The 17,668-nt window shown below is 68.9% G+C and carries 15 protein-coding genes; 12 read left to right on the plus strand and 3 right to left on the minus strand.

Annotated elements, in window-relative coordinates; all coding sequences use genetic code 11:
- From Q7T15_RS05990 to Q7T15_RS06010, 5 genes are all read left to right on the plus strand, one after another.
- On the plus strand, positions 1-504 hold a 504-nt coding region (locus Q7T15_RS05990; RefSeq protein WP_304694287.1), incomplete at its 5' end, for an aminotransferase class V-fold PLP-dependent enzyme.
- A gap of 37 nt (positions 505-541) precedes the next feature.
- Positions 542-1,705, plus strand: coding sequence for a tRNA 2-thiouridine(34) synthase MnmA (gene mnmA, locus Q7T15_RS05995; protein WP_304694289.1), 1,164 nt, complete (start codon positions 542-544; stop codon positions 1,703-1,705).
- Positions 1,706-1,779: 74 nt separating this feature from the next.
- Complete coding sequence (ligA, locus tag Q7T15_RS06000) at positions 1,780-4,092, plus strand: NAD-dependent DNA ligase LigA (protein WP_304694291.1); 2,313 nt, start codon at positions 1,780-1,782, stop codon at positions 4,090-4,092.
- A 347-nt stretch (positions 4,093-4,439) separates the two neighbouring features.
- Positions 4,440-5,792, plus strand: coding sequence for an alpha/beta hydrolase (locus Q7T15_RS06005; RefSeq protein WP_304694293.1), 1,353 nt, complete (start codon positions 4,440-4,442; stop codon positions 5,790-5,792).
- 101 nt (positions 5,793-5,893) lie between these two features.
- On the plus strand, positions 5,894-6,343 hold the full coding sequence (locus Q7T15_RS06010) for a hypothetical protein (RefSeq protein ID WP_304694295.1): 450 nt from the start codon (positions 5,894-5,896) through the stop codon (positions 6,341-6,343).
- Positions 6,344-6,365: 22 nt separating this feature from the next.
- On the opposite strand, the gene Q7T15_RS06015 is transcribed toward Q7T15_RS06010, so the two are convergent.
- Complete coding sequence (locus Q7T15_RS06015) at positions 6,366-6,791, minus strand: META domain-containing protein (protein ID WP_304694297.1); 426 nt, start codon at positions 6,789-6,791, stop codon at positions 6,366-6,368.
- Between the two features lie 112 nt (positions 6,792-6,903).
- Between Q7T15_RS06015 and gatC the strand changes: the two genes are divergently transcribed.
- The 5 genes from gatC to Q7T15_RS06040 all read left to right on the plus strand — a co-directional run bounded on the left by gatC (position 6,904) and on the right by Q7T15_RS06040 (position 13,742).
- Positions 6,904-7,203: an Asp-tRNA(Asn)/Glu-tRNA(Gln) amidotransferase subunit GatC gene (gene gatC / locus Q7T15_RS06020; RefSeq protein WP_055859915.1), complete on the plus strand. Its 300-nt coding sequence runs from the start codon at positions 6,904-6,906 to the stop codon at positions 7,201-7,203.
- Positions 7,200-8,750, plus strand: coding sequence for an Asp-tRNA(Asn)/Glu-tRNA(Gln) amidotransferase subunit GatA (gene gatA / locus Q7T15_RS06025; protein ID WP_304694299.1), 1,551 nt, complete (start codon positions 7,200-7,202; stop codon positions 8,748-8,750). Before gatC ends, gatA begins: the two co-directional genes overlap by 4 nt.
- On the plus strand, positions 8,750-10,264 hold the full coding sequence (gene gatB, locus Q7T15_RS06030; protein ID WP_304694301.1) for an Asp-tRNA(Asn)/Glu-tRNA(Gln) amidotransferase subunit GatB: 1,515 nt from the start codon (positions 8,750-8,752) through the stop codon (positions 10,262-10,264). Before gatA ends, gatB begins: the two co-directional genes overlap by 1 nt.
- Before the next feature lie 316 nt (positions 10,265-10,580).
- Positions 10,581-11,339, plus strand: coding sequence for an AAA family ATPase (locus tag Q7T15_RS06035; RefSeq protein WP_304694303.1), 759 nt, complete (start codon positions 10,581-10,583; stop codon positions 11,337-11,339).
- Positions 11,340-11,495: 156 nt separating this feature from the next.
- A complete protein-coding gene (locus tag Q7T15_RS06040) occupies positions 11,496-13,742 on the plus strand; it encodes a S8 family peptidase (RefSeq protein ID WP_304694305.1) in 2,247 nt (748 codons plus the stop codon).
- Between the two features lie 327 nt (positions 13,743-14,069).
- On the opposite strand, the gene Q7T15_RS06045 is transcribed toward Q7T15_RS06040, so the two are convergent.
- Together Q7T15_RS06045 and Q7T15_RS06050 are read right to left on the minus strand one after the other, a co-directional pair.
- Complete coding sequence (locus Q7T15_RS06045) at positions 14,070-14,606, minus strand: GNAT family N-acetyltransferase (RefSeq protein WP_304694307.1); 537 nt, start codon at positions 14,604-14,606, stop codon at positions 14,070-14,072.
- A 28-nt stretch (positions 14,607-14,634) separates the two neighbouring features.
- Complete coding sequence (locus Q7T15_RS06050) at positions 14,635-16,005, minus strand: MFS transporter (protein ID WP_304694309.1); 1,371 nt, start codon at positions 16,003-16,005, stop codon at positions 14,635-14,637.
- Between the two features lie 68 nt (positions 16,006-16,073).
- Here Q7T15_RS06050 and Q7T15_RS06055 point away from each other — a divergent pair, with 68 nt between their 5' ends.
- Together Q7T15_RS06055 and Q7T15_RS06060 are read left to right on the plus strand one after the other, a co-directional pair.
- On the plus strand, positions 16,074-16,382 hold the full coding sequence (locus tag Q7T15_RS06055) for a DUF1905 domain-containing protein (RefSeq protein WP_304694311.1): 309 nt from the start codon (positions 16,074-16,076) through the stop codon (positions 16,380-16,382).
- On the plus strand, positions 16,379-16,918 hold the full coding sequence (locus Q7T15_RS06060) for a DUF1697 domain-containing protein (protein ID WP_304694313.1): 540 nt from the start codon (positions 16,379-16,381) through the stop codon (positions 16,916-16,918). The genes Q7T15_RS06055 and Q7T15_RS06060 overlap by 4 nt, the downstream gene beginning before the upstream one ends.
- Positions 16,919-17,668: the final 750 nt, after the last annotated feature.

The raw sequence follows: 17,668 nt of genomic DNA on the forward strand, positions 1-17,668 counted from the left end.
GCCGCCTTCGCCGCCGCCTCCGACGAGGCCCACGCCGCGATCGCGGAGCGGGCCGCACGCAAGGCGCAGCTGCGCGACCGCCTGGCGGCGGGCATCCTCGCCGCACTGCCGCAGGTCGAGCTGCGCGGCGCCGCAGGCCGCGCAGCGGAAGCCCGCGCGGCCGGCCGCGACGCCGAGGCCGACGCATGGGCCGCGCGCGCCCTGCCCGGCACGCTGCACCTGACCGTTCCGGGGGCCGAGGGCGACTCGCTGCTCATGCTGCTCGACCTCGCGGGCTTCGCCGTGTCGACGGGCTCGGCGTGCCAGGCCGGTGTGCCCGAGCCGAGCCACGTGCTCCTCGCGATGGGCCTCGACGAGCAGGCGGCGCGCGGCGCCCTGCGGGTGTCGCTCGGCCCCGAGACGACCGGGGCCGACGTCGATGCGCTGCTCGCGGCCCTGCCCGCCGCAGTCGAGCGCGCGACCTCGGCGGGTCTCGCGGCCCGCACCCCGACCCTCGGCCGCTAGGACCGCTCCCCCCGCCGACCGCGCGTACCCTTGACGGGTGCGAGTTCTGGCAGCGATGAGCGGTGGCGTCGACAGCGCCGTCGCCGCCGCGCGCGCGGTCGACGCCGGCCACGACGTCGTCGGCGTGCACCTCGCGCTGAGCCGCATGCCCGGAACCCTGCGCACCGGCAGCCGCGGCTGCTGCACGATCGAGGACTCGCTCGATGCCCGCCGCGCGGCCGACCTCCTGGGCATCCCGTTCTACGTGTGGGATTTCTCCGAGCGCTTCCGCGCCGACGTCGTCGACGACTTCATCGCCGAGTACGCCGCCGGCCGCACCCCGAACCCGTGCATGCGCTGCAACGAGCGCATCAAGTTCGCCGCCGTGCTCGAGAAGGCCCTCGCGCTCGGCTTCGACGCCGTCGCGACCGGCCACTACGCGCACATCGTCACCGACGCCGACGGCAACCGCGAGCTGCACCGCGCGAGCGACGAGGCGAAGGACCAGTCGTATGTCCTCGGCGTCCTGACGACCGAGCAGCTCGCGCACGCGATGTTCCCGCTCGGCACGACGCCCTCGAAGGCGGTCGTGCGCGCCGAGGCCGCCGCGCGCGGGCTGACGGTCGCGCAGAAGCCCGACAGCCACGACATCTGCTTCATCCCCGACGGCGACACGCGAGGGTGGCTCGCCGACCGCATCGAGCCGCGGCTGGGAACGATCGTCGACCGCGCCGGCACCCCCGTCGGCGAGCACGACGGAGCCACGAGCTTCACCGTCGGCCAGCGCCGCGGCCTCAACCTCGGAACCCCCGCCCCCGACGGCCGCCCGCGCTTCGTCCTCGAGGTGCGCCCGCGCACGAACGAGGTCGTCGTCGGCCCGAAAGAGGCCCTCGCGATCCGCGAGCTCGCCGGCGCCCGCCTCTCGTGGGCAGGTCTCGACCCCGTGGCGAGCGGGCTCACCCACGTGACCGCTGAGGGGGATGCCTGGGCCCCGTTCCCGTGCGAGGTGCAGGTGCGCGCGCACGCCGATCCGGTCGCGGCGACGGCTCGACTGGCCCCGAGCACCACCCCCGACGGCGGCACCGAGCTCGTCGTCGAGGTCGACGAGCCCCTGTTCGGGGTCGCTCCCGGCCAGACGGCGGTGCTCTACTCCGGGACGCGCGTGCTGGGCCAGTGCACGATCGACCGCACCGTGAGCGCTGTCCCGGCCACGGCATCCTGACCGCGCGTCACCGCACTGCACGCCCCCGGCGCAACCCCCGGTCGCCCGTCAGTGGTCGCTCCTAGACTGACGCCGTGACTGACGCGCAGCCTGCCGAGCACCCCGCCGAGCACCCCGCCGAGCACCCCGCCGAGCACCCCGCCGAGCACCCCGTCGACGATCTCACCCGCGACGCCGCCCGCGCCGAGGTCGAGGCGCTCACGACGCGCATCCTCGAGCTGCGCGACGCGTACTACGCCCGCGACGAGCTGCTCGAGGACGACGCGACGTACGACGCTCTGGTCCGCCGCCTCGAGCTCATCGAGCACGCCTTCCCCGAGCTGCAGAGCCAGGACTCGCCCACTCAAACGGTCGGAGGCCGCGCCGAGACGACCCTCTTCGCCCCGGTCGAGCACGCCGAGCGCATGCTAAGCCTCGACAACGTCTTCAGCGCCGATGAGTTCGCCGAGTGGGCCGCGAAGGTCGAGCGCGACGCGAACCGCCCGGTCGCCTACCTGTGCGAGCTCAAGATCGACGGCCTCGCCCTCAATCTCCGCTACGAGCGCGGCGTGCTCGTGACGGCGGCGACGCGCGGCGACGGGCGCGTGGGGGAGGACGTGACGCAGAACGTCCTGCAGGTCGCGGGCATCCCGACCCGCCTCGCGGGCGACGCATCCGAGCTCCCTGAGCTCGTCGAGGTGCGCGGCGAGGTGTTCATCCCGAAGGCGGCGTTCGACGAGCTCAACGCCCTGCAGCGCGAGGCGGGCGAGCGCGAGTTCGCGAACCCGCGCAACGCCGCGAGCGGCAGCCTCCGTCAGAAGAGCGAGGGCAAGAACCCCGCGCAGCTCGCGCGCATGCACGACCGGCTGAGCCGGTTGCGGATGCTCGTCCACGGCATCGGCGCCTGGCCGAACCCGCCCGTCGCCGCCCAGAGCGAGGTCTACGGCCTCCTCGCCGGCTGGGGTCTGCCGACGAGCCCCTACTTCGAGGTGCACGACTCGGTGGAGGGTGCCGCGGGCTTCATCGCCCGGTACGGCGCCGACCGGCACAGCGTCGAGCACGAGATCGACGGCGTCGTCGTCAAGGTCGACGAGCTCGAGCTGCACGACGAGCTCGGCGCGACGAGCCGCGCCCCGCGCTGGGCGATCGCCTACAAGTACCCGCCCGAGCAGGTCAACACGAAGCTGCTCGACATCGTCGTGAGCGTCGGCCGCACGGGCCGCGCGACGCCGTTCGCCGTCATGGAGAAGGTGCGCGTCGCCGGCAGCGAGGTGCGCCAGGCGACCCTCCACAATCAGGACGTCGTCAAGCTCAAGGGCGTCCTGATCGGCGACACGGTCGTTCTGCGCAAGGCCGGCGACGTCATCCCCGAGGTGCTCGGGCCGGTCGTCGAGCTCCGCGACGGCTCGGAGCGCGAGTTCGTCATGCCGACGAACTGCCCCGAGTGCGGCACCCCGCTCGCGCCGGCGAAGGAGGGCGACATCGACCTGCGCTGCCCGAATGCGCGCTCGTGCCCCGCGCAGGTGCGCGGCCGGGTCGAGCACAGCGGCAGCCGCGGAGCCCTCGACATCGAGGCCCTCGGCGAGGTGAGCGCGGCCGCTCTCACGCAGCCCGACGTGCCGAGCATCCCGCCCCTCGAGACCGAGGCGGGCCTGTTCGCGCTGACCATCGAGCAGCTGCTGCCGATCGAGGTCGTGGTGACGGATGCCGAGACCGGGCTCCCCAAGCTCGAAGCCGACGGCTCCGCTCGTCGCCGCTCGCCGTTCCGCCGCAACCCCACGGGTGCCGAGAAGAAGCAGGGGCTGGAGGGCCCGCAGCCGAGCTCGGCCGCCCTCACCCTGCTTGCCGAGCTCGAGAAGGCCAAGACGAAGCCCCTGTGGCGACTGCTCGTGAGCCTGAACATCCGGCACGTCGGGCCTGTCGCGGCGCGCGCGCTCGCCGACTGGTTCGGCTCGCTCGACGCCATCCGCGCCGCGAGCGCGGAGGAACTCGCCGCTGTCGACGGCGTCGGCGCGATCATCGCCGAGGCCGTGCAGGACTGGTTCGCGGTCGACTGGCACGTCGAGATCGTCGACCGCTGGGCGGCCGCGGGCGTGCAGTTCTCGACCCTTGGCCACCCAGGCCCGGGGGCGGCCGCCGCGGCCGGGGGAGTCCTCGCCGGCCTCACCGTCGTCGCGACGGGCACGCTCGAGGGCTTCACCCGGGAGGGTGCTCAGGAGGCGATCGTCGCCGCCGGCGGGAAGGCGGCGTCGAGCGTCAGCAAGAAGACCGACTTCGTCGCTGCAGGTCCCGGCGCGGGGTCGAAGCTCGCCAAGGCCGAGGCGCTCGGCGTGCGCATCATCGACGCCGAGCAGTTCACGATTCTCGTCTCCGAGGGCCCCGACGCGCTCCCCGCACCGGCCGAATAAGATCTCGGCGCCGCAGAACGGTCTGTTTCGGCAATATTTCTGACCTCGCGAACCCCTCTGACCACACCAGTCACACGGGCAACATCCCCCGAATTCCGCGGATTTTGAGCCCGCGTGTCCTCCTTTTTGTGGACACGCTTACGTCACACGCTGTGAGAATTGCGCTGAATTCCAAATCCGACCCCCCGATCGGAGGCCATTTCCCCTACCATGAAAACGCGTCAGTCGACCCCGATTCGGGGTCGTCCCCCACTGATGCCCTAGAGGGGAACCCGACCTTGCTGCTTGAGGCGACGGCAGTTCTGCTGGCCTCGTTGACCGTCGCGACGGTCACGGGGCCCGTCAGCATGCCCCGGCCCAGCGGCGCCACGACTCCCTCCATCGCGATCGAGGCCCCCGCCTCGCTGCGCGTCGTCGACCCCATGATCGGGGGCGTCGACTCCACCGCCCCGCGACTGATCGACTCCGTCGCTGTGAGCGTTCCCGCACCGCGCGCCGCCCGCCCGCTCTCCGAGCTCGCCTCCCTTGGCGGCACGAGCCTCCTCCGCGAGCTCGCCGCGACGTCGCCCGCGACCGTCGCGACCCTCGCCGACCGCCACCCCCAGACGGTCCGGCATCTGCTCGCCTCGCCGCCCGCGCCGCGGCTCGTCGAGAGCTGGTGGCGCAACCTGGATGCCCGCGCGCAGGGCTCGCTCGCGGCATCCGCCCCCGAGCTCGTCGGCAACCTCGACGGCGTCCCCTTCGCCACCCGCAACGACGCGAACCGCAGCGTGCTGCGCGACACGATCCGCGACCTCGAGCTGAGCCTCGTCGGCGAGACGAGCCGCGCGCTCGCGACGCAGAGCAACGAGCGCCTCGAGATGCTCTACTCCGTAGCCGACGCGCTCGGCCCGTCGACCGCGAACCCGCAGCGCCAGCTCATCACCCTCGACACCGAGGGCGCGGGCAAGGCCGCGATCGTGCTCGGCGACCTGCAGACCGCCGACTACGTCAGCTACCTGATCCCCGGCATGTTCATCAGCGTCGGCGGCAACATCGTCGAGTGGACGGACACCGCCGCCCGCCTCTACGACGAGCAGGTGTCGTGGCTCAACCTGCTCGCCGACGTCGGCGCCGAGCCCGAGACGCGCTCGGTCGCGACCGTCGCGTGGATCGGCTACCAGACCCCGCACCTGCTCAACGTCGGCAGCCTCGACCTCGCCTACGAGGGCCGCGACGCGATCAGCGACGCCCTCATCGGCCTCGAGACTCTTCGCCGCAACGACCAGCCGCACGTGAGCCTCCTCGCGCACTCGTACGGCTCGACCGCCGCGATGCTCGCCCTCACCGAGACCGAGGCCAGCGTCGACGCGCTCGCCATGATCGGCTCGCCCGGCTCGCCCGTCACGACGGCCGACGAGCTGCACGTGCGCGGCGCCGTCTTCGTCGGCGAGGCCGCGTGGGATCCGATCTCGAACAGCTCCTTCTTCGGCGGCGACCCCGGCTCGAGCGACTTCGGCGCGGCCGCGATGAGCGTGCGCGGCGGCATCGACGTCGTCACCAACCAGGTGCTCGTCGGCTCGACCGGCCACAACGAGTACTTCAGCCCCGGCACCGAGGCGATGCGCAACATGGCGCTCGTCGGCATCGACAAGGCCGAGCTCGTCACCGACGGCACCGAGCGCGACAGCGGACGCACGCTCGCCCTCGCACTGAACTGACGCACTTCCCCCGCTCGACGCGCAGAACGATCCGTGCACGTCTCGCTCGGCGGCCTCGTCGGTGCGCGGTGCTACTGTGCGCAGGCACCCCGCGCGAACGGATGACCATGCTGAGACCGGCGTTCCTCGGGCCCGTGGCGGCGATGATGCTCCTGGGCCTCAGCGGCTGCGCGCTCGAGAGCCCGAGCGAGGTCTCCGACACCGAGGCGCGCGACCGCTTCATCGCCGTCATCGACGAGACGCAGCGCACGATCGGCGGCGACTGGCAGGTCGATGACGACCCGACCTCGCGCGAGTGCACGATCCCGCTGTGGGTGAGCGGCCACCGCTACCCGGCCCTTCGCATCGGAGAGGCGCCGGCCTCCGTCGAGCGCACAGCCGACGCTGTCGAGCAGGCGTGGCGAGACGACGGGATGTCCGTGGAGCGTCAGCTCGTCGGCGACGTCGTCGAGGTCTCCGCGACGAGCGAGTTCGGCGAACTGTTCATCCTCCGGGTCAGCGAGGGCGCAGCGACGCTCCAGGGCGAGAGCGAGTGCCGGCCCACGGGCTGAGCCTCGGCAGCCTGCCGAGAGCTCAGTCGGCCGCGAACACGAGCTCGACGCCCGGCCCGGTGAGCACGAGCTCGCCCGCTGTCCGCTCCGCCCGTTCGACCTCGCCGAGGGCGGCGTAGTAGCGGCCCTCGAGCTCCATCTGCTCCGGGTCGGCGCACGCGGCCTCGGTCGTCGCGAACGAGCCGAGCCCGAGGCCCCCGGCCGACGCGTCGAGGGTGCCGCTGTAGCTGTTGCAGGGGCTGCGGCCCGAGAAGTCGCGGCCCTCGACCTCGAGCGTGATGGGGCTCGCCGCGTCGATGAATGCGCCTCGAGCATCCGCCCCGCTCGTGAGCACCCACGCGCCCTGCAGGGGCTCCGCGGCGGTGTCGGCGCAGCCGGCCAGAAGCGCGACGAGCGCGAGCGGAGCGAGCAGCGCGAGGGCGCGCCTCCGTCGTCTGATCGTGGTCATCATCGACCGCCTCCCGGGTGGTTCTGCGCCCAGTATGACCCCCCGCGAATCGCCCCGCGAGCCCTCACTAGACTGGGTTCATCCCCCCACTGACGGCCCTCGAGGGAGCTGCATGTCTGAGATCACGCCCGAGCGCGTCGCCCATCTGGCGATGCTCGCGCGCATCGCCCTGACCGACGACGAGATCGAGAAGCTCACGGGTGAGCTCGGCGCGATCGTCGACTCCGTGGCGAAGGTGCAGGAGGTCGCGACGCCCGAGGTGGCCGCGACGAGCCACCCGATCCCGCTCACCGGCGGCATGCGCCCCGACGTGCCCGGCCAGACGCTCACGACCGAGCAGGCCCTCGCGGGCGCGCCTGACCACGACGGCAGCCGCTTCCGCGTCACTGCGATCCTGGGGGAGGAGCAGTGAGCGCCGCCGACCTGACCCGCTCCACCGCCGCCGACCTCGCGCACCGCCTGACCACGGGCGAGGTCTCGAGCGTCGAGGTCACGCAGGCCCACCTCGACCGCATCGCCGCCGTCGACGGCGACGTGCACGCCTTCCTCCACGTCTCCGAGAACGCGCTCGAGACCGCCCGCCAGGTCGACGCCGACCGCGCCGCGGGCCAGGCGCTCCCCGAGCTCGCGGGCGTGCCGATCGCCATCAAGGACGTCCTCTGCACGATCGACATGCCGTCGACGTCGGGCTCGAAGATCCTCGAGGGCTGGATCCCGCCGTACGACGCGACCGTCGTCGCGCGCCTCCGCGCCGCCCGCATGGTGCCGCTCGGCAAGACCAACATGGACGAGTTCGCGATGGGCTCCTCCACCGAGCACTCGGCCTACGGCCCGACGAGGAACCCGTGGGATCTCGAGCGGATCCCCGGCGGCTCGGGCGGTGGCTCGGCCGCGGCCGTCGCCGCGTTCGAGGCGCCCGTCGCGCTCGGCTCCGACACGGGCGGCTCGATCCGCCAGCCGGGCGCCGTGACCGGCACGGTCGGCGTCAAGCCGACGTACGGCGGCGTCAGCCGCTACGGCGCGATCGCCCTCGCGAGCAGCCTCGACCAGGTGGGCCCCGTGTCGCGCACGGTGCTGGATGCTGCGCTCGTGCACGACGTCATCGGCGGGCACGACCCCCGTGACGCGACGAGCATCCCTGACCAGTGGCCGTCGATGGCCGAGGCCGCGCGGCGCGGGCTGACGGGCGACGTGCTGAAGGGCATCCGCGTCGGGGTCGTGAAGGAGCTCGAGGGCGAGGGCTTCCAGTCCGGCGTGAAGCAGCGGTACCACGAGACCCTCGACCTGCTGGCCGCGGCCGGCGCCGAGATCGTCGAGGTGAGCTGCCCGCACTTCGAGTACGCGGTCGCCGCCTACTACCTGATCCTGCCGGCGGAGGCGTCGAGCAACCTCGCGAAGTTCGACTCGGTGCGCTTCGGCATGCGCGCGAACGTCACCGGAACGGTCGAGGACGTCATGGCTGCGACCCGCGAGGCGGGCTTCGGGCCGGAGGTGAAGCGTCGCATCATCCTCGGCACCTATGCGCTGAGCGCCGGCTACTACGACGCCTACTACGGCAGCGCGCAGAAGGTGCGCACGCTCATCCAGCAGGATTTCGACGCCGCGTTCGAGAAGGCCGACATCCTCGTCTCGCCCTCGGCGCCGACGACGGCCTTCAAGTTCGGCGAGAAGCTCGAAGACCCGCTCGCGATGTACCTCAACGACGTCACGACGATCCCTGCCAACTTGGCCGGCGTGCCCGGCATGGGCCTGCCGATGGGCCTCGCGCCCGAGGACGGCCTGCCGACGGGCCTGCAGCTCATGGCGCCCGCGCGTCACGACGCGCGCCTCTACGAGGCCGGTGCCGCGATCGAGCAGCTGCTCGAGGGCAACTGGGGTCACGCGCTGTGGAGCCAGGCACCTGAGCTCGGTGCGAATGGGCTCGCGACGGCGCTCGGATCGAACGGAGGGGCCCGCTGATGGCGAAGGCAGAGCTGATGGACTTCGACAAGGCCCTCGAGCTGTTCGAGCCCGTGCTCGGCTTCGAGGTGCACGTCGAGCTGTCGACGCAGACGAAGATGTTCTCCGACGCCCCGAACCCGGCGTTCGGCGGCCACGAGATCTCCGAGCCGAACACGGCGATCACGCCCGTGTGCCTCGGGCTTCCGGGCTCGCTGCCGGTCGTCAACGAGACGGCCGTGCGCTACTCGATCTCGCTCGGGCTCGCGCTCGGTTGCCAGATCGCGCCGACGAGCCGGTTCGCGCGCAAGAACTACTTCTACCCCGACCTGGCGAAGAACTACCAGATCAGCCAGTACGACGAGCCGATCGCCTTCGAGGGGATGCTCGAGGTCGAGCTCGAGGACGGCACGCTCGTGCAGGTTCCCATCGAGCGCGCGCACATGGAGGAGGACGCCGGCAAGCTCACGCACGTCGGCGGCTCGACCGGCCGCATCCAGGGTGCCGAGTACTCGCTCGTCGACTACAACCGCGCCGGTGTGCCGCTCGTCGAGATCGTCACGAAGCCGATCTTCGGCGCCGAGCACCGCGCGCCCGAGCTCGCGAAGGCCTACGTCTCGACGATCCGCGACATCGTGCGCGCGCTCGGCATCTCGGAGGCCCGCATGGAGCGTGGCAACCTGCGCTGCGACGCGAACGTCTCGCTGCGCCCGCGCGGGCAGGTCGCTCTCGGAACCCGCACGGAGACGAAGAACGTCAACTCGCTGCGCAGCGTCGAGCGGGCCGTGCGGTACGAGATCCAGCGCCAGGCCGCGATCCTCGCCAAGGGCGGCACGATCACGCAGGAGACCCGGCACTGGCACGAGGACACCGGAGCGACGTCGCCCGGCCGCCCGAAGAGCGACGCCGACGACTACCGCTACTTCCCTGAGCCCGACCTGCTTCCCGTCGCGCCGACGCCGCAGCTCATCGCGGAGCTGCGCGCCGCGCTTCCCGAGGCGCCGGCGGCTCGCCGTCGCCGTCTGAAGGAGGAGTGGGGGTTCAGCGACCTGGAGTTCCGCGACGTCGTGAACTCGGGCCTGCTCGTCGAAGTGACCGACACGGTCGCCGCGGGCGCCTCACCCCAGCAGGCGCGCAAGTGGTGGACGGGCGAGATCGCCCGCATCGCCAACGCGCAGAACGCCGAGCCGGCCGCGCTCATCTCGCCGCAACACGTGGCCGAGATCGTGGCGCTCGTCGAGTCGGGGTCGCTGACCGACCGTCTTGCTCGTCAGGTCGTCGAGGGCGTCATCGCGGGGGAGGGCTCGCCGGCTGACGTCGTGTCGGCTCGTGGGCTCGAGGTCGTCTCGGACGACGGCGCGCTCATCGCCGCGGTCGACGCGGCGCTCGCGCAGCAGCCCGACGTGCTCGAGAAGATCCGCGACGGCAAGGTGCAGGCCGCCGGAGCCGTCATCGGCGCGGTCATGAAGGCGATGGGCGGCAAGGCTGACGCGGCTCGCGTGCGCGAGCTCGTGCTGGAACGCGCCGCTCAGTAAGCAAACTCCGCACTGGCGTGCCGTCTGGGGCGCGCCTCACTAATGACGGATGCTAGCGGTACCATACGCGGGAGGGGGTGGGCGAAAGATGGCCAACGGTGAACTACTGACTGAGTTGGTGCGTGCCCACTACCAAGCCGACCCCAAACGCTTTTCCAACGTCCTGTCCCAGCTTATTTCTGCGGAATCCCGATCGGGGCATCTTCAGATCGCGCGAAGACTTCGCGAACTTCGGGAGACAGAGAATGGTAACGGCGCCGGGCCAATGGCAGTCCCGATTGCTCGGGCCAGCCGGGACCTGGCGAGTCTCCTGGAAGTGTCCTACAGCAAGTTCGCATTTGCTGACCTGATCGTTCCTGAGGAGTCAGGGGCGATCCTGCGCCAGTACGTTCGCGAACAGCACATGTCCGGGGTTTTGGCCAGTCACGGTCTGAGTCCTCGACGCAAGCTTCTACTTCACGGTCCACCTGGAACCGGAAAATCGATGGCCGCCGCGGTGCTTGCGGGCGAGATGAAGTTGCCGCTTGCCCGTGTACGACTCGAACTGCTCTTCAGCCGCTTGCTCGGCGAGACAGCCGTAGCTTTAACGGAGATATTTGCTGAAGCCACAAGGCTGAAGGCAGTTTTCCTTTTCGATGAGTTTGATGCGCTCGGCAGAGCTCGTGAGTCCGGAGGAGATGTCGGCGAGATCCGTCGAGTGGTCGGCACCTTCCTGCAGCTACTGGATGCTGATCAGAGCGACAGCATTTTCATCGCAGCGACCAACATCCCCACCTCAATCGATAGAGCGCTTATGCGTCGTTTCGACGATGTGATTGAGTTCGGTTTGCCAACTTCGGCCCAGATTCAAATGTTCCTGAGGAGCCGACTTCGAGGCCACGGGCTTCCTCAGCGGGACATCGGCCGTATAGCCGAGGACGCGGTCGGGCTCACACTCGCAGACCTAGGTAACATCGCGGATTCAACTCGCAAAGCTGCGCTTCTGGACGGGCAAGAAAAGATTCTCGCGACTGCTCTTCGAGCGGCCATTCTCGAGTATCGTTCGAGATACGAGGCATTCGGGCAGACGATCTAGCGCCGGAGCCGTGGTCTGCTAAGCGAACGGGCAAAGTAATTGATTCAAGACGGACTGCCGATCATCTATGTCGGCGGATCGCAGAGCCACCAGTTTGTTTCTCTCCGTAGCTCGCGAGCGAGGCCAGCACCGCGGCGTGACCGTGAGCGGCACTTCGTGCAGGTTGCCCAACAGATCAAGCAGGCCGAGTACTTGGCGCGAGAACAAGAGGACGCTCGAGCGTCTTCCATTGTCGGCGCTTCATTCAGCTTCTCTGGCGAGGATCTTGCATCCACGGCGAAAAGCCTCGGAGACACTCGGTCCGGCCTCGAGGTCTTGACTGTTGTTGGAGGCGAGGACGTGATCGTCTACGCACCCGCGGGCCTGGGTGCGTTGAGACGGAAGGTAAGTCAGTACGGCGAAGAGGAGACTCGAACAGGTCAACCGAAGAATAATGCGCTGGTTTCTCGACTTGAAACGGTTCAACTTACGACTGTAGATGTGCTGAGTTTCGGTGAGATCCATGCCGGCGACCTAGACCCTCGAGAAAATTATCTCGTCGAGGTATGGCTACCGAAAGAGCCGCAAGGCGGAGTATCCCCGCTGTCGTCCCTTCACGATTACGTGTCTGAACAGGGGTCCGAGATTCTGGACGTCTATTCCGCCATGGACAGAGACGTGGCGCTTGCTCGTGTTACGGGGGCAGAGCTTATCCGTCTGCCGGCAGAAATCCCCTTCACCGCCGAGCTGCACATCCCTGCCAGGGTGAGGCTGGTAAGCCATGCGGAGCAACGTGACGCTCAAGGATATGAGATTGGTCCGATTGCGGACGCGTCGAGCACAGCGGTTGTCGCTATCCATGACACCGGTTGGGGCATCGGGAACCCCTATCTTGACTCGATCACGATCGCCAGAGACTCAGTGGTCCCCGGCGAGCCGCCCGAGCCTAGTGCCGAGCCGAGTGGCTCGCACGGTGCCGAGATGGCGGGACTTGCCGCATTCGGCGATCTGGCCGATCAACTGGAGTCAGGCGAGGTATTTCCTCAAGCGCGGGTAGTTTCAGTAAAACTGGTTGGAGGCGATGATCAGGCGCTCTGGGCCGAGCGAACCCGGCTGGCGATTTCCACGGCCGAAGCTCTGTCCAACTCGACCGAGGTCATTCACAACTTGAGCATTGGCGCGGCTAATGTGCGATCCGACTCTCGGTCGATCTGGTCAATTGCGATCGACGAACTCGCTTGGAATGGCGGCGCCGGCAGGCTGATCGTTGTCGCTGCGGGTAACGCGGATCCATTTGTCGAAAGAGAGGCTTACCCGAATTCAATCTTCGGGAGGTCGATCGACCATCCTGCAGAAGCTTGGAACGCAATAACGGTTGGCGGGATAACGGCGCTGGACTTACTGGGTCCCGAGGACGAAGATTTCAGTGCCCCGGAACCTCTGGCTCAAGCGGGCGAGGTCAGCCCATACACTTCGGCTGGACCCGGGGGGCTCCGGCCGATCAAGCCGGACATTGCCAGCGAGGCGGGCAACACGGCTCCAGGAGGAGGGATTCAGGGGGCCGGCTTGCAGGGTCTTTCTCTGCTCACCACTGCTAGCCCACTGCATAGCCGCGGGCGGCTGCTTTCAAGGGCATGGGCAACAAGCGCGGCGGCGGCGGTCACCAGCAACGATCTTGCATTCATCAGCAATAGCAATCCTGGGTTGCGGCCAGCCACGGTCCGGGGACTTCTGACAAATTCAGCCGTGCACACCACGACTCTCAATCGACAGTTCCCCTCGAAGACGGAACGTCTTCGCGCAGTCGGTTATGGCCCTGTCGACCGCGACAAAGCAGCATTCTCGAGTTCAAATCGACCGGTCCTCTTCCATGAAGGGACGCTCTCTCCTCGGCGGGCCCGCGGCTCGGGCAGGGCAGCTGATCGAGAAGTAGTTTTGATCCGCTTACCATTCCCTGACGATGTACTTGAGGCAATCCATGATCGGCTCGTCAGGCTGAGCGTCACTCTGTCTTACTTTGTGGAACCGACCGCTTCACTGGCTCGAAGGGATTACCCGGGGTGTCGGCTGAAGTGGGACCTGCAGGGCCCATTGGAAACAGAAGATGGGTTTGAGGCCCGAATCAATCGGTTGGTCCGAGAGCAGGGTGTGGACCGCGGTTCTGGTTCGTATCCCTGGGAGATCGGGGAAAATGAACGCTCTCGCGGAAGCCTGCAGCACGACACTTGCGTAGTTCCCGCAAGTGCACTTGCGGGCGAACGCGTCCTTGCCGTTTTCCCGGTCCTTGGTTGGTGGGACTATCGAAAAGAGTCCATGCTTAACGCGATCGATTTTTCGGTAGTTGCGTCCATCGATCTTGGTGATGTCGATCTGGATATCTACACTCCAATATCCGTCTCTGTCGAGCAAGAGATCGAGATTTAGATTTCCGGGGCAAACTCGTAAAGTAGATGAAGACGTGCGATACGAAACCGGGGCGGCCGGCGTCAGAGCCCCAACCCACGTCTCGCCTGTCACAAGGCGCTTCCTGATCGCAACCGGAGGTATTCACTGCTCAGACGGCGACTCGGCGTGTCCACGAGGTGGCCAGGGTGCCCGAAATGGGCCCGCGCGACGATGGCGTGCACTCGGGGGAGAAGTCATTACTGATACTTCAGCCGCTTTTCAGCGCATCTACCTCTCATAAAGGCGCGGATCGCGCGGTCGGCTACGTGCAACCCTTCGGACGGCTCGCCTGCGGCTGTCGGTTCTTCATCCGTGGGTGCACGCATGGAACGCCACGCCCCGTTCTCCGGGGCAGAGTTGGCAAGGCCAGTCAAGCGTCAACAGCAAAGTGTCGGAATTGCCGTTCCGCCCGACGACCTCAAACCCGGCACGCTCGTACAGGCGCCGAGCAGAGTTCGCGTCTTCGACGCTGAGGCTCACGCGGGTTAGCTGCAGTTGGCGCGCTGCGTCGATGAGCGCGGCAAGGAGCGCCGTGCCGACACCCCGGCCGCGGAACGGCTCGAACGTAGTCAGGCTCAGCTCGGGAGTCTCGGCGTCGACGAAGCCGTAGCCCGGGTCGTCAGCGGGTAGCAGCACCGCCCAGCCCACGCCAGCCTCGACCCCCTCGACGAGCGCCGCGAAGCCGAAGTCACTATCGCCGGGGAAGCTCGTGAAGTAGTGCGACAGCTCGGGTGAAGCGTCGATGTCAGCGAAGCCGAAACGCGGCCCGCTCCAGTTCATGTTCGCGAGTGTGGCCTCGCGAAGCAGCGGACGGTCGGCAGCAGTGAGCGGACGGAATAGCACCGCGCCACGCTAGCGCGCGATCGCGCCCCTACGGCCGCGGGTCCTCCGCGTCGTACTCGCGCAGCGTCCGCTGCACGCGCAGGATCACAGCAGCAGCGACGAGGATCACGACCCCGCCCAGCAGCGGCGGGAACCACAGCAGCGCCGTGATGCTCAGCACCCCCACGTAGAGGTCGCCCACGCGCGGCCCGCCCGTGACGACGACGGTGAAGAGCCCCTGCAACCGCCCGCGCATAGCATCCGGAACCGACGCCTGCAGCATCGTGTTCCGGTAGATCATGCTCACGCTGTCGGCCGCGCCTGAGAGCGCGAGCAGCACGCTCGCGGCCACGAGCGCCGGCCAGTTCACCGACTCCCACGACTCGGAGACCGCAGAACCCGACATAGCCGCGAGCAGCAGCACGACACCGAACCCGATGATCGTCGCCCCGTAGGCGACGACTCCCGCGATCACGCCGAGCCCCTGCCGCCGCACCGCGCCGAGGCGCCCCGACAGCAGCCCGAGCCCGAGCACCCCGACCGCGATCGCCGAGGTCAGCACGCCGACCGTGATCGCCCCGCCGCCGATGAGCAGCGCCCCGATCGCCGGGAAGAGCACGCGCGGGTTGCCGAACGTCATCGCAAAGATGTCGAGCAGGAACGACGCGCGAATGTTCGGCGCCACCCGCATGAACCGGATCCCCTCCACGACCGACCGTAGCCCCGGCTTCAGCACCTCGCCCTCCGGCCTCACCGACGGCAGCGTGTAGAGGCCGAAGAAGGCTGCGATGAACAGGAACGTGTCGATCGTGTACGTCCACGAGATGCCCACGGACGCCACGAGCACGCCCGCGAGCGCCGGGCCGACCGTCAGCATGAGCCCGCCGCTGATCCCGCCGAGCGCACCGGCCGCCGGCAGCAGCTCGCGCCGGATCAGCCGCGGCACGATCGCCTGCCTGGCCACCCCGACCATCGTCGCCGCGACTGTGTTGACCGTGATCAGCAGGTACAGCGGCAGCACCGGGTCGGCCCCCGACCACGAGTACACCGCGAGCCCGGCCGTTGACCCCCACGCGACGATCGCCGACAGCAGCGCGACGATGCGCCGATCGAAGGAGTCGGCGAGCACACCGCCGTAGAGCCCGAACACGACCATCGGAACGAGGGCGAACGCGGCCACGTACGAGACGGCCAGCGTCGACTGCGTTCGCGCGTAGACATCCAGGCCCACCGCCAGGATGGTCATCTGGCTGCCGATGCCCGTGATCGTCCCGCCTACCCACATGCGCGCGAACGCCGGGCTCTCCCGCAGCGGAGCGAGGTCGACGAGGTGGCCGCGGGCGAGCGACGCGCGAGGAGCGGTGATGGTGGCCTCCGAAGAAAACGCACGGCGAGGGATGTCCGCGGTGCGACCCTCCATGCAATCACGACCGCGCTGCGCGCATTCCCATCGCGGCCCCTGTCGCCGGTCAGTGGAACACTGTCCGCATGCCCGTCGCCTTCGACTTCGACGCCGCCCTTTTCGAGTGGAGCGGCAACACCGCATGGCACTTCGTCGCCGTGCCCGAGCCGATCAGCGACGAGATCGCCGCCCGCATGGAGGGCTTCACGCGCGGGTTCGGGAGCGTGCGCGTGCAGGTGCGCATCGGCGGCAGCGAGTGGGCGACGAGCGTCTTCCCCGACTCGAAGATGGGCGTCTATCTGCTGCCCGTGAAGAAGCCCGTACGCCAGGCCGAGGGTCTCACCGCCGGATCGACGGCGCGCGTGCACCTTGAGCTGGTCGAGGTGATCCCGTGAGCACGCAAGCCTTCCTCCTCCGCGCCGTGAACGTCGGCGGCACCGCCAAGCTCCCGATGGCCGAGCTCCGTGCCCTCGCTACCGAGCTCGGAGCCACCGACGCCCGCACCTACATCGCCTCCGGCAACCTGCTCGCGACGCCGCCCGGCCCGCCCGCCGCGTTCGCCGCAACCCTGTCGTCGGCCATCGAGGAGCGCTACGGCTTCTCGCGCGAGGTGATCGCGCGCGACGCCACGGCCCTCCGATCGGCGCTCGCCGAGCATCCGTTCGAGGTCACGGATGCTGCGCGCTCGTTCGTCGCGCCCCTCACCGCGGCCCCCGATCAGGCCGCGATCGCGGCAGCAGCAGCCGTGCCCACAGGCGATGACGCCTGGGCCGTAATCGGCGACGACCTGCACGTGCGCTACGAGAACGGCGCGGGCCGCGCGCAGCTCGACCTCGCCCGCCTCCTGCGCGCGCTCGGGGTCGCCGGCACGGCCCGCAACCTGCGCACGATCGAGACCCTGATCGGGATGCTGGAGCCGAGCGAGGGCTAGGCGTACGTGACGCCCGTCATCCGCTCCGACTCCCTCCAGAGCAGCTCGCCGACCCCCGGCTCGAGCGCGTCGAACAGACCCGCGAGCTCGACCGCAGGTCGGGATGCTTTGCTCACTAGGCCTGCTGCTCAGCTTCGCGCGTGCGGCCGGCCAGCTCCAATGCGCTCATGGTCCAGCGGCTTCGCGCATTGCGACGGGCCGAGGTCAGGTGCCAGCCTCGGCAACTTGCACAGGGGTAGACGCCGCATTCGGCACGCTCAGCGCCGTGCACGTCGGACAGGGCGACGAGTGCGCGACCTGCATCATGGAGCGATCGGTAGAGCTTCTTGGAGCAGGACATCGGAACCTCCAGGGGCGAGTGGTCGTCAAGGACGACGCGCTTCGCCTAACTGACGACCAACGTCCGAGATTGCTCGCAAATACGACGACCCCGTGGGCGGCTATATAGCCTTCTGCCACCTCGAGGATGCCACCCGGGGGCCCAGTGAGCAAGCGTCAAAGACCCGACGGCAGGAACCGCGAGCCGTGCGAGCGCTAGGCGTACGTGACGCCCGTCATCCGCTCCGACTCGCGCCACAGCAGGTCGCCGACCCCCGGCTCGAGCGCGCCCTTGTCGACGACGCTCGAAAATGAGGCCATAGCGACGCTTGAAAATGAGGCCACCCAGACAGATTGGATGGGTGATCTCAGTGGAAGATTGGGCATTGATTCGGCGGCTGGTCGCGGACGGCGTTCCGCAACGTCAGGTCG

This window comes from Microcella sp., from assembly GCF_030645145.1.
In the GTDB taxonomy this organism is placed as follows: domain Bacteria; phylum Actinomycetota; class Actinomycetes; order Actinomycetales; family Microbacteriaceae; genus Microcella.

Excerpts from the sequence above, each read along its gene's own strand:
- Q7T15_RS06005 (WP_304694293.1), top strand. The coding sequence starts at position 4,440 with ATGCCCCGGCCCAGCGGCGCCACGACTCCCTCCATCGCGATCGAGGCC.
- gatC (WP_055859915.1), top strand. The coding sequence starts at position 6,904 with ATGTCTGAGATCACGCCCGAGCGCGTCGCCCATCTGGCGATGCTCGCG.
- Q7T15_RS06010 (WP_304694295.1), top strand. The coding sequence starts at position 5,894 with ATGACCATGCTGAGACCGGCGTTCCTCGGGCCCGTGGCGGCGATGATG.
- gatB (WP_304694301.1), top strand. The coding sequence starts at position 8,750 with ATGGCGAAGGCAGAGCTGATGGACTTCGACAAGGCCCTCGAGCTGTTC.
- Q7T15_RS06055 (WP_304694311.1), top strand. The coding sequence starts at position 16,074 with ATGCCCGTCGCCTTCGACTTCGACGCCGCCCTTTTCGAGTGGAGCGGC.
- Q7T15_RS06050 (WP_304694309.1), bottom strand. The coding sequence starts at position 16,005 with ATGGAGGGTCGCACCGCGGACATCCCTCGCCGTGCGTTTTCTTCGGAG.
- Q7T15_RS06015 (WP_304694297.1), bottom strand. The coding sequence starts at position 6,791 with ATGACCACGATCAGACGACGGAGGCGCGCCCTCGCGCTGCTCGCTCCG.